The 12,477-nt window shown below is 36.5% G+C and carries 10 protein-coding genes; 4 read left to right on the forward strand and 6 right to left on the reverse strand.

All coding sequences use genetic code 11. The annotated features are described in order from the left end of the window. Positions 1-52 precede the first annotated feature (52 nt). Together BR87_RS04945 and BR87_RS04950 are read right to left on the reverse strand one after the other, a co-directional pair. Positions 53-1,528: a C40 family peptidase gene (locus BR87_RS04945; protein ID WP_035029434.1), complete on the reverse strand. Its 1,476-nt coding sequence runs from the start codon at positions 1,526-1,528 to the stop codon at positions 53-55. A 178-nt stretch (positions 1,529-1,706) separates the two neighbouring features. Next, a complete protein-coding gene (locus tag BR87_RS04950; RefSeq protein ID WP_035029437.1) occupies positions 1,707-2,252 on the reverse strand; it encodes a DNA-3-methyladenine glycosylase I in 546 nt (181 codons plus the stop codon). A gap of 322 nt (positions 2,253-2,574) precedes the next feature. Here BR87_RS04950 and BR87_RS13320 point away from each other — a divergent pair, with 322 nt between their 5' ends. The 3 genes from BR87_RS13320 (at position 2,575) to trhO (ending at position 5,110) form a co-directional block, all read left to right on the forward strand. Further along, positions 2,575-2,883: a transposase gene (locus BR87_RS13320; protein WP_051929680.1), complete on the forward strand. Its 309-nt coding sequence runs from the start codon at positions 2,575-2,577 to the stop codon at positions 2,881-2,883. Next, the gene (locus tag BR87_RS13325; RefSeq protein WP_244877031.1) at positions 2,826-3,608 is read left to right on the forward strand and encodes a transposase; all 783 of its coding nucleotides are present in this window, start codon (positions 2,826-2,828) and stop codon (positions 3,606-3,608) included. The genes BR87_RS13320 and BR87_RS13325 overlap by 58 nt, the downstream gene beginning before the upstream one ends. Positions 3,609-4,141: 533 nt before the next feature. Then, positions 4,142-5,110, forward strand: coding sequence for an oxygen-dependent tRNA uridine(34) hydroxylase TrhO (gene trhO, locus BR87_RS04960; protein WP_035029440.1), 969 nt, complete (start codon positions 4,142-4,144; stop codon positions 5,108-5,110). 47 nt (positions 5,111-5,157) lie between these two features. Here trhO and BR87_RS04965 read toward each other — a convergent pair whose 3' ends face one another. Genes BR87_RS04965 through BR87_RS04975 form a run of 3 tightly spaced genes read right to left on the reverse strand, consistent with a single transcriptional unit; the run spans position 5,158 to position 7,859 of the window. After that, a complete protein-coding gene (locus tag BR87_RS04965; protein WP_035029443.1) occupies positions 5,158-5,961 on the reverse strand; it encodes an ABC transporter ATP-binding protein in 804 nt (267 codons plus the stop codon). A gap of 1 nt (position 5,962) precedes the next feature. Continuing rightward, entirely contained in the window at positions 5,963-6,868 is a 906-nt protein-coding gene (locus tag BR87_RS04970) for an ABC transporter permease (protein ID WP_035029445.1), read from the reverse strand. 28 nt (positions 6,869-6,896) lie between these two features. Beyond that, positions 6,897-7,859 carry an ABC transporter substrate-binding protein gene (locus BR87_RS04975; protein ID WP_035029448.1) on the reverse strand — a complete coding sequence of 321 codons (963 nt, stop codon included), beginning with the start codon at positions 7,857-7,859 and terminating at the stop codon, positions 6,897-6,899. A gap of 561 nt (positions 7,860-8,420) precedes the next feature. Here BR87_RS04975 and BR87_RS04980 point away from each other — a divergent pair. Continuing rightward, on the forward strand, positions 8,421-11,396 hold the full coding sequence (locus tag BR87_RS04980) for a transglycosylase domain-containing protein (protein ID WP_244877032.1): 2,976 nt from the start codon (positions 8,421-8,423) through the stop codon (positions 11,394-11,396). Between the two features lie 55 nt (positions 11,397-11,451). Here BR87_RS04980 and ccpA read toward each other — a convergent pair whose 3' ends face one another. Beyond that, the gene (ccpA, locus tag BR87_RS04985) at positions 11,452-12,456 is read right to left on the reverse strand and encodes a catabolite control protein A (RefSeq protein WP_035029451.1); all 1,005 of its coding nucleotides are present in this window, start codon (positions 12,454-12,456) and stop codon (positions 11,452-11,454) included. Positions 12,457-12,477: the final 21 nt, after the last annotated feature.

Consider the following 12,477-nt stretch of genomic DNA (forward strand, 5'->3'; position numbering starts at 1 on the left):
TTATTATTGTTTCATTTTGAAATCGTCAATTTTTAATTAACAAAGATTTTCTTTAGTAACGTCCAAATCCAACAACTTTATTAGCCCACCATCCAGAAGTATAAGAAGTATACGCTACCCCTGTACTGCTTTGTGATCCGATGAATCCACCGCCACCAGTAACGATGCCCACATGGTCAACAGTTGAACCGCCTAATGAGAAGAACACTAAGTCTCCTGGTTGAGGATTAGAAACATGAGTTGATGCACTATATTGTGCAGATGCTACACGTGGAATTGAAACTCCAACATTGTTAAAGACGTATTGCGTAAATCCAGAACAGTCAAATCCACCTGATAGCGATGTTCCGCCCCATAAATAAGGTTTGCCTGCAGCTAAAGCAGCATTGATCGCTGGTTGCATCGCTGATAACGATGTTCCGCCAGATGACGGAGCTGGAGCTGGCGTCGGAGCTGGTTTTTTAGCCGGTGTTGAGTCTGCAGCTGGTTTGCTGGTTGCTGGCTTAGTTGAACTACTTGTGCTTGAACTGTGTGAACTTGACGTATTGTTATTTGCTGTTTGATTTGATTCACTTGATTCGCTGCTTGATTGACTTGCTTGGCTAGTTGATGCAGCTGGTGTTGCTGCTTCTGCTGCCGCTGTTTCTGTGTTATTTTGTTCTGAAGAGCTGGTTGCGGATACTGATTCACTTGCTGCTTCATTTTCTACCTTTTCAGCAGCTTCAGCTTCTTCTGCTTTTTTCTGTTCAAATGCTACTTGCACAGCTTTTTCTGCTGCTTCTTGAGCTGAAGTATATTCAGCTACTGCACTTTCTGCTGCTGCTTTTTGTGCTAAAAATGCATCTTTATCTTCTTGAGCTGTAGCCATTTCAGAAGCTAATTGAGAAACAATTACTTCTTTTTCTAATAACTGTTGTTCAAGTGAAGTTTGTGCATCTTCCAATTGTGCAGCTAAAGCGTTTTGTTGTACAATCGTTTGTTCAGTTTTTGTTTTCTTTTCAACAACTAATTTTTGGTCTGCTACTTGTTCTTCAACAAGTGTTTTATTGGCATTAACCATTTGACTGACTACATCTACGCGTCCCAGTACATCTACTAACGACTCTGCTTCGATAATAAATTCTATGTAGTTCTGTGTGTCACCATTTGTTTGAACTGTCCGAGCTTGTTGATCCAATTGTTCATTACGTTGCTCAATCTTTTCTTCTAACGTTGTGATTTCAGATTGCAATGAATCCATTTCTTTTTGAGATTTTTGAATATCTGCAACTAGTTTTTGAGATTTTTCTTTGTTCACACGGATAGTGTTATTGATGTTTTCCAATTGCCCTTGTGTATTGTCTTTTTCTGATGCTAACCCTTTTATTTTTTGATCAGTTTCATCTATATTTTTTTGGTTTTGATTTGCATTTTGTTTGGCTTCTTCAATTTTATCAGTATACGATTCGGCACTTGCTGTTGTTGGTAAAATAAGAGAACTAAAAGTCATTGTTCCTAAAATAGCAATTGAAAGTAATTTTTTATTCACTAATATTTCTCCTCCAAAAATTTATTTTCATTTCTTTAAATAAATTTAATAGTCTGTTCACAAGAACTAGTATAGCATGAACAGCACGTCAATAAGATTTCTTTTAGGTTACAGTTAAGTGTCAAATAAGAAAATTTATCACTTAATTTATCACTTAATGGAACAATGTCTGCCAAATCTATTTAAATTGACATGTTGATTCATGGTCATTGACCAATCCTGCCGCTTGCAGAAATGCATAACAAGTTACGGGCCCAACGAAAGAAAAGCCTTTCTTTTTCATGTCTTTTGCTATTTTTTCTGATAAAGCTGTTTTTATTGGTGTCTTTTCTCCTTCTTCATAAAAGTTAACAATCGTTTGATAACCTACAAAAGACCAGAGATAAGCATCAAAAGAGCCATATTCTTTTTGAACAGCCAAAAAAGCTGCTGCATTTTTAGGTATAGAGTACATTTTCAACTTATTTCGAACCAAACCGGGATTCAACAATAATTCTTCAATTTTGGTTTGATCGTAATATTGAATCTTTACAGGATCGAACCCTTCTAAGGCTGCTCGATAATTTTCTCTTTTTGCTAAAATAGTAGACCAGCTTAAGCCAGCTTGCATGGTTTCAAGAATTAGGAGTTCAAACAACGCTGCATCTTCATGATGCGGTTTTCCCCATTCTTGGTCATGGTACTGCTTATCCAAATCTGACTTTGCCCAAGCACAGCGCTCCATCGTCCCCATCCTTTCAATTTCTACTTTATTATTCGATTATAAATAGCTTGAGAGTTTATTTTACCGGTATCCGCTTAAAAAGTAAATTAACTGTTTAAGAATAAATCACGTTGTTGGCGAGCCCATGGAGCTCTAAGGCTGTAAATGTGGTTAAAATAAAAATCGCCAATAAGAAAGACTGCTGTATCAGCATTTTCTTATTGGCGATTGATCATTTTTGGTATTTTGCGACTAATTAAAAAAATAAGAGAAAAAGTGCCTCAAACTACTGAAACAGTAATAAAATATGGTTATCAGACTCATATAAGGAGGTCACTTTTCCATGAATAGAATAACACAATTATCATTATTTGAAAACCATGAATTAGGCGATTTAGAAAAGTTGAATGATGTATTAACGGCATTACCGGGTGAAAATCTGTTAACTGCATTAGAAGAAGAACGTGGAAAGGGCAGAAATGATTATCCAGTTCATACCATGTGGCGTGCTTTCGTAGCTAGTTTTGTCTTTCAACATCGCTCTGTCGCTTCTTTGATTCGAGAGTTGAAGCGGAATAGCCAACTCAGAGAACTATGCGGATTTCACCTCATTTTTCGCGCTCACAAAAAGGCAAGTATAGGGTTCAACTAGCTCCCACAGAAGCTGCTTTTTCTCGATTTTTAAAAAAGTTACTGCTCCATCAACACCTATTAGATGAGATGTTTACTGAATTGGTCACTACTTTATATGAAACACTGGATGGATTTGGGCAAACGTTAGCTTTAGATGGAAAAATCATCCCTTCTTATGCTACAAAACCAAATAAAAAAGTAGAACATGATGGCAGAAGAGATACTGAAGCAGATTTCACACTAAAACAATATACCACTACGACAGCCAATGGCGAGAAGATAACAAAGAAGAAAACATGGTTTGGTTATCGACTTCATTTAATCGTTGATGCAAATTATGAATTGCCTGTAGCCTACGAAGTGACTAAAGCATCTGAAGGCGAACCGACGGTCGCAAAAAGACTGATCAAACATTTTTCTACCTCACAAGCAAAACAGTGTGACTATCTTCTAGCTGACAGAGGATATGATGGAGCTCCATTATTAAGTCTCATTGAATCTAAAGAAATAATTCCCATTATTGATATTAAAAACCAGTGGGATAAAGATACGCTAACCAAACAATATCGAGATACAGATTTAATTTATACGTATAACGGAGCGGTTTCCTATGTCGATGAAAAAGGAAATGAGATAAAGCTAGCGTATATGGGACATGATAAGAAAACAGATTGTTTACGTTATGGATTTAAATCTCAATATCAGGATAACCGGCTTTTCAGAATAAAATGTGAAGAAGACTGACGTATATTTAACAAAGTCGCTAGGGATAGTTTTAAGTTCAAACGAATCTACAAAAAGCGAACCTCTATTGAGCGAGTAAATGGACGAATCGATCGAGATTACCTATTTGAGAATCATACGATACGAGGAAAAAAGAAACTGAATCTTTTTGTGACGATGACTTTTCTCATTATGTTAGCCTTTGCGAAAGATAAGATCAGTAAAAACCATCTAGCTTATCTAACTGCTTGGGTAGCTTAATTTTTTTAAAATTAGAAGGGATCGTTTATTTGACGTACGCAAAAATAAAAGCGGAGTAAAAAAACAGACACTTTTTTTACACAAACCATGGAATGAACTGACTACTTTCCGCTATTTTACAAATAAGGAAGCCTACGGCTTATTTCGATGCTAGTTATTTTCACAAAAAATGGTACAACGTAATTTATTCTTTAATTTTACATCTTGCTTTCTTGAAATAAGATAGTGTATAATATAGTGTCAGATAGTTTGTCTATCTATCATGTAAAGTAAGATATTTAGGAGGATTTACAATGTCTAAAGATTACCGTGTATTGCTTTATTACCAATACGTTCCTATTGAAGACCCTGAGCAATTTACAACAGAGCATCTTGCTTTTTGTAAAGAGATTGGTTTAAAAGGAAGAATCTTAGTAGCTGCAGAAGGTATCAATGGCACAGTTTCTGGGACGTTTGAACAAACTCAGCGTTATATGGACGAGATGCATGCCGATGCTCGTTTTGCTGATATGGTCTTTAAAATCGATGAAGAAAGCACAGAAGCTTTTAAAAAGATGCACGTCCGTTATCGTCAGGAATTAGTTGCCTTAAACCTGGAAGATGACATCGATCCAAATGAGATTACAGGTACTTATTTAGATCCAAAAGAATTTCGCGAAGCTATTTTAGATGAAAATACAATTGTTATTGATGCTCGTAATGACTATGAATATGATTTAGGACATTTTAGAGGAGCTGTGCGACCAGAAATCCGTACGTTCCGTGAACTTCCACAATGGATCCGCGAAAATAAAGAACAGTTTATGGATAAACGAGTCGTTACTTATTGTACTGGCGGAATCCGTTGCGAAAAATTTTCAGGCTGGCTCCTTAAAGAAGGATTTAAAGACGTAGGTCAATTACATGGCGGAATTGCTACGTATGGTAAAGATCCGGAAGTACAAGGCGAACTATGGGATGGAAAAATGTACGTTTTCGACAGTCGTATTAGTGTTCCTGTTAACCAAAAAGAACATGTAATAGTTGGACGCGACTGGTTCGACGGTTTACCTTGTGAACGGTACGTTAACTGTGCAAATCCTAGTTGTAACCGTCAAATTCTATCTTCAGAAGAAAATGAACACAAATATTTACGTGGCTGCTGTCATGAGTGTCGTGTTGCACCTGAGAACTTGTATGTTAAGCACCATCATTTGAGTCAAGAAGAAGTAAGCGAGCGCTTAGCGGCTATTGGAGAAAAAATGCCAACAGCTAATCTATAAACAAAAAAAAGCTGAGAACTCAGCTTTTTTTTTGTTGTTTTTTTTAATTATCCTAAAATCAAGGCATCATCACTTACACGGTCTCCACTGTTTTTATGGAACAACTCCAGCAAATCGGGAACTGTCATATTTTGTTTTTCCTTACCAGAAACATCTACTGCTACTTGACCATTATACAGCATGATCAACCGGTTGCCGTATTCAATCGCGTTCTCCATGTTATGGGTGATCATCATGGTAGTTAACTGTTCCTCTTTTACAACTTTATCCGTTAATTCAAGTACCATTTTACTTGTTTTTGGATCCAAGGCAGCTGTATGTTCGTCTAACAATAATAGTTTTGGTGTTTGTAATGTGGCCATCAGTAAAGTTAACGCCTGCCTTTGCCCTCCGGATAAAAGGCCTACTTCCATTTTCAAACGAGTTTCTAATCCCAAATCCAATTGCTTTAATCGTTCGCAAAATTCTATGCGCTGCTTTTCTTTAACTCCAAGTGACAGTCCGCGTTTTTTTCCACGATTATAGGCAACTGCTAAGTTCTCTTCAATACTTAACCTTGTAGCTGTTCCCATTTTAGGGTCTTGAAAGACACGCCCAATATTTTTAGCTCGTTCTGCTGTTTTTTGATGCGTTACATCTTCACCATCTAGAAAAATGTGTCCTGATTCAACAAAAAAGCTTCCAGCAATACTGTTTAAGAGTGTTGATTTCCCAGCACCATTTCCTCCAATAATCGTAACAAATTCGCCTTCTTCAATAGTTAGATTCAGGCCTTTTAATACATGGTTTTCATTAATTGTTCCCATTTCAAAACTTTTATGGATATTTTTAATTTGTAAAATAGCTGTCACTTTAATTCACTCCTTTCTTCCATCTATTTTTGAACTGCAGCGGATCTTTTTTTCTTTTCTTTTTCAATAAGGGGGTTGAAAGCGCAATAGCTAGGATTAATGCTGAAAACAGCTTAATATCTTGAGGATCAACACCCAATTGTAAAACTAAATCAATAATCAAGCGGTAAACTATCGACCCAATTACAATTGTTCCTAAACGTTTAACAAAAGACAAATTACGGAAAAGAACTTCTCCAATAATGACTGAAGCTAAGCCAATCACAATCGTTCCAATTCCCATACCAATATCTGCGTAACTGTTATTTTGGGCAATCAATGCACCAGATAAGGCAATCAATCCATTACTCAACATATAGCCGATAATTTTCATGGTATTCGTATGGATGCCATTTGCTTCACTCATCGCTTCATTATCGCCAGTCGAACGAATAGCCAACCCAATCTCAGTATTAAAAAAGAGGTATAAAATAAGAATGACTAATGCACTGGCAATTGCTCCTACAACTAAGACCGCCGTTCGGTTAGTTAATCCATAAGCTTGCATTATCCGCATCAAAGTTTCTTTCCCAAGTAAAGTGATATTGGCTTTTCCCATAATTCTCAAATTAATAGAATACAATCCTGTCATAGTCAAAATACCAGTCAACAGCGCAGGAATTTTTAATTTAGTATGCAGCAAGCCTGATACTGTGCCTGCCAGCATTCCACCTAATAAAGCGGCTGCTGTAGACCATAAAGGAGAAACTCCATAAGCAATCAGACTTGCACAGATTGCTGCTCCAAGCGGAAAGCTCCCTTCCGCCGTTAAATCGGCAATGTCCAATATGCGAAAAGTTAAATAAACACCAATAGCCATGATTGACCATAATAAACCTTGTGAGATGCTGGATAATAAGATACTCATAATTATGAAATTCTCCCTTTTTTATTTCTTATTTTGGTACGCTAATACTTTCAGGATCTATACCTAGAGCTTTAGCCATTTCTTCGTTAATAACCAGTTCTAAGTTTTTTGAAGTTTCAATAGAAAGTTCGGCTGGATCAGCGCCTTCCTTGATGATTTTCAAAGCCAACTCTGCTGTTTGTCCGCCTAAATCAGAATAGTTGATGCCATAAGTTGCTAAAGCTCCTGCTTCTACCATCTCTGCCGAACCTGGAACAACTGGTAGTTTGTATTCTGTCGCGATTTCCCCAACAGTCGGCATAGTACTTGCTAATGTGTTATCTGTAGGAATATAAACAGCTTCAACTTCTTGCGCTAAAGTCGTCATGACTTGTTGCACATCATTTGTCGTCGTTACGGTTAAAACTTTCACTTTTACTCCTTGATCTTCAAGGGCTTTTTCAGCTAAATCAGCTTGGATTTTTGAATTTGGTTCGCTGGAATTATAGATAATTCCAATTGTCTTTGCTTCTGGAGCTATTGATAACAACAAAGCAATTTGCTCTTCAATGGGAACCATATCACTTGTACCAGTTAAATTCCCTCCCGGTTTTTCCATGCTCTCAACTAATCCTGCATCAACTGGATCTGTAACAGCTGTAAATAAAATAGGATCTTCTTTTGTACTGTTCGCTACTGCTTGAGCAGCAGGAGTTGCAATTGTCAGGATGACATCATTTTCTCCAGCTAATCGTTCGCTCATACTTTGCAGATTAGACTGATCTCCTTGCGCATTTTGGTAATCTACCGTTAAGTTTTCCCCTTCCACATATCCTTCTTCTTCCAGCTTAGCTAAAAAACCTTTGCGTGCTAACGATAAAGAATCATGTTCCATATACTGCAATATCCCTATATTGACCTCTTCTCCTTTATCCGCTTTATCTGAATTGCCACATGCTGCTAATACCAATCCTGCAGTTAGTGCTACTAGACTTAATAATGTTTTCTTCATTTTCTTTTCCTCCTCGTTTTTATGTTCTTATCAGACGGAGCTAAGCAATAAACTAAAAAAACACCCACTTAGATAATAAACAATCTAAGTGGGTGTTTCGTTTATTTTAAATAAAAATAAAATAAGGTCATCTATGCACCACTTAGATTTAACTTTCATCTATGTGGTACAATCAGCTCAATACAAAATGCCTTAGCCATCATAGATACAAACATTACTGTTTCCTGTTTGTATCCAAGTCTTCCCTGTCTACAAACAGTTTCTAAAATAGCTAAAGAAATAATTATTTAGTTGTAGAGAAGATACTGGTAAGCAGTTCATATTGAATTCCTCGCAATCCGTATTTGATAATACTTAGTATAAAAACAAAAGAACCTATTGTCAACAACTTTATTAAATAATTCTCATTTACTTATTAATCAGAACTCATACTGTGATTTTTCTATCATCCTTTTTCCCGTTACTCCTTGCTTTTTTTCTCAAAAGTTAGGTTTTTTTATAACTTTTTGATATAATCAACGGAGTAACTTTCTCTAACTAAGAATATGAGGTGAATTAAATTTGAAAGAACCGAAAAAAGACACTATTTCAATGTTCTTAACAAAAATCAAATCCTTTTTTGTTGCTGCAGGACAAAAACTAAAAAAGAAATGGGTCTCTTTCAAACATAATGATAAAGTAGCTAAACCCCAATCAGTCAAGGAGGAGCCACATTCTGACTTCATACCGGATAGTCAAACTCGTTCAGAAAAAGAACAAAGAACAAAGAATACGCGTAAACAAACAGATTTGGATTCTGCAACTCCTAGCAATAAATTTGTTGCTGGTTTATTAGCTCTTAAAGGATGGTTCATGATGAAAGGAAAAAATGTAAAACAAACTTTCAGCACTAAATCTTCTTCTGGGAAGCATCAAAAGCAGGAAGAAAAGGAAGTGCAGCGCTCCTCCCGTCATACTATTTTATTTGGCTTCAATGTAGGTTATACTGTCTTAAAAAATCTTTTTATAGCATTTATTGTCATTTTTTTAATTGGCACTGCTTTTGCAGGCGGAGCTGGTTTAGGTTATTTTGCCTATCTCGTTTCACAGGATGAGCCTCCTACTTATGAAGAAATGAACGCAGACATCAAAAATATAGAAACGACTTCTTCTATCTATTATGCCGGTGGAGAATTGATCAGCGATTTGAGAACAGACTTAAAAAGAACTTCTATTCCTTTAGCTGATATGTCTCCACTTGTTCAACACGCTATTGTTGCAACAGAAGATGAATACTTCTATAAGCATAAAGGTGTTGTCCCTAAAGCTGTTGCTCGTGCTTTATTTCAAGAAGTAGTTGGATCGTCTTCTACTTCAGGCGGATCCACTCTTACACAACAGCTGATTAAACAGCAAATTTTAACAAATGAAGTTTCATTTAAACGAAAAGCAAATGAAATCTTACTCGCTTATCGTTTAGAAAATTATTTTACAAAAGATGAAATTCTAGAAGCATATTTAAATGTTTCTCCATTTGGCCGAAATAATCGTGGGGAAAATATTGCAGGTCTTCATGAAGCTGCCTTAGGAATATTTGGCGTTTCTCCTAGGGATTTAACATTGCCGCAAGCTGCTTTCATTGCTGGGTTACCACAAAACCCGATTATTTACAGTCCATATACACAGAATGGAGAAACTAAAAAAGATTTGGCTCCAGGATTATCTCGAAAAAACGAAGTCCTTTTTAGAATGTTCCGTGAAGGATATATCAATAAAAAAGAATATGCAGATGCTAAATCATATGATTTAACTGCTGATTTTGTTCAACAAGATAGTTCAAATCAGCCAAATAACTCTTACCTTTACAATGCTGTTGAAAAAGAAGCTCGCAAAATCTTAATGGAAAAATTATATACAGCCGATAAATTAACGGCTTCAGACTTAGCAGCTGATAAAAGTTTGTATGATGAATATTACGAAAAAGCCGATCAACAATTACGAATGAAAGGCTATAAGATCCATTCGACTATTGATAAACCTGTCTATGAAGCTATGCAGAATGTAGTCGCTGCTAACGCAGACAGCTTAGGTTATAAAAAAGAAATTAATTGGACTAATCCAGATACTGGTGAAACGACGACGATCATTGAGCCGGTTCAAAATGGTAGTGTCTTAATGAATAATACTACTGGGGCTATCATTTCTTTTGTTGGCGGTGTGGACTTTGAGCTTTCACAAATAAACCATGCGTTAGATATGAAAGGTCGCTCGCCCGGCTCCACAATTAAACCCCTTTTAGTGTATGCACCTGCCTTGGAAAATGGAACCATTACTCCAGCGACTATCGTTCCAGAAACTAAACTAGTCGTGCCTGATGGAACAAATGGAACTCATGAAATTACCAATGATGGTGAACAAGTGCCCAATACGTGGGTTAGCGCACGGGAAGGTTTAGCAAAATCAAGTAACTTAGTTACAACAAGAATTTATTTAGAAATGCAGAAATCATTTGTTCCTGGAGAATATTTGCCAAAAATGGGTATTGGAACAGATTCAATTTCTGAAAAAGAATATGCTAATGCGGCCTTAGCCATTGGTGGAACAGAAGGCGGCGCATCTGTGTTAGAACAAACAAATGCATTTGCTACTTTAGCTAATAAAGGAACGTATACGGAAAATTATATGATCGAATCTATCGAAGATTCATCAGGCGCTGTTATTTATCAGCACGAAACTAAATCAAACCCGGTCTTCTCCCCTCAAACAGCTTATCTCACTATTGATATGCTGAGAGACGTTTTAGATGCAGGAACTGCTACTGAAGTTAAAGGTCAGTTGAATTTTAGTGCAGATTTAGCTGGAAAAACGGGTACTTCTGAAAATCAAAAAGATATTTGGTTTGTTGCTAGCACCCCTCAAGTAACATTAGGGTCTTGGATCGGCTATGATAATTCTGTTGAAGATAATTATTTAGACAATTATTCAGGAGTCGGCAGTTCTGGTCGGCGTAATCGTGCTTTCTGGGCAAAACTTGCGAACGCTGTTAATAATGCTAATCCTGCTATTATGGGTGCAAATCAGTCTTTCCAACAACCAGAAGGAATCGTTTCTACTACAGTTAATAAAAAAACGGGGATGAAAGCTGGGAAAGTTACTTTAGGTAACGGTAAGGTTGCTACTGTCTCTGGAGAAACACAAACAGAAATCTTTAATAACCAATTCCTTCCTGGAACAACGACTTATAATTTTGCTATTGGAGCAAATGAAAAAGAACTGCAAGATTATTGGGGCGGAATTGCATCTGCAGAAGCTAAAGAAAAAGCCCAAAAAAAAGCTAAAGAAGAAGCTGAGAAAAAGGCTAAAGCAGATGCTGAGAAGAAAGCCAAAGCGGAAGCTGATGCTAAGGCTAAAGCGGAGTCTGACGCTAAAGCTAAAGCCGATGCTGAGAAGAAAGCCAAAGCGGAAGCTGACGCTAAGGATAAAGCTGAAGCTGAGAAAAAAGCCAAGGCAGAGTCTGACGCTAAAGCTAAAGCCGAAGCTGAGAAGAAAGCAGATTAATATTTTTAACAACAAAAACACCTTTTTTGAAAAAATTCAAAAAAGGTTTTTTGTGTTATTTAGATGTTCCTCTATTAGCGATATGATGTGGTAAAATGATTGTTTTTTCATCTACTTCTTCTTTATTCATCAGTTTTGTCAATAAACGCATTGAAACAGCTCCGATATCATATAGCGGTTGAGTAATTGTACTCAATTTAGGTCTAACCATTTCTGTCAATTTTGAATTATTAGCTGTAATAATTTCAAATTCTTCAGGAACACGAACGTCTAGATCCAACGCTCCATTTAAAACTCCTACTGCTAGTTCATCGTCTCCGATAAAAGCAGCTGTGGCACCTGCTTCAGCTAATTTAGAATAAACTTCCTCACCAGCTGTAAAGTTGTAATCTGTTTCGAAAATTAAGCTTTCATCAAATTCCATCCCAGCGTTCTCAAGAGCTTTTTTGTATCCTTTCATCCGATAAACACTATTGATTGGTTCTTCACTTTGTGAACCAGATACAAATGCGATCCGTTGGTGACCTTTACCAATCAATTCAGTGATTACTTCTTCTGTTGCTGCTTCATAATCAATGTTTACACTGCCAACTTGTTCATCTGGATCAACCGTTCCTGCTAATACAACTGGAATTTTAGAACGTGAAAACTCTGCACGTAATTCATCTGTGATCTTATGTCCCATATAAATTAATCCGTCTACTTGTTTTGCTAATAATGTATTGAGTACATTTACTTCTTTTTGATCATTTTGATCAGAATTCGCTAAAATAATATTGTATTTATACATAGTGGCAATATCATCAATTCCTCTTGCTAATGATGAAAAATATAAGTTGGTTACATCTGGAATAATTACCCCTACAGTTGTAGTTTTTTTACTTGCAAGTCCACGTGCTATAGCATTTGGTCGGTAATCCAACCGATCAATAACTTCTAAAACTTTTTTTCTAGTAGTTGGTTTCACATTTGGGTTTCCATTCACTACACGTGAAACGGTGGCCATTGAAACATTTGCTTCTCTTGCTACATCATAAATCGTTATTGTTTGTTTTTCCATTTCCAGTATCCCCTTTAAATT

Origin of the sequence: Carnobacterium mobile DSM 4848 (assembly GCF_000744825.1) — a bacterium.
GTDB classification, from domain to species: Bacteria; Bacillota; Bacilli; order Lactobacillales; family Carnobacteriaceae; genus Carnobacterium_A; species Carnobacterium_A mobile.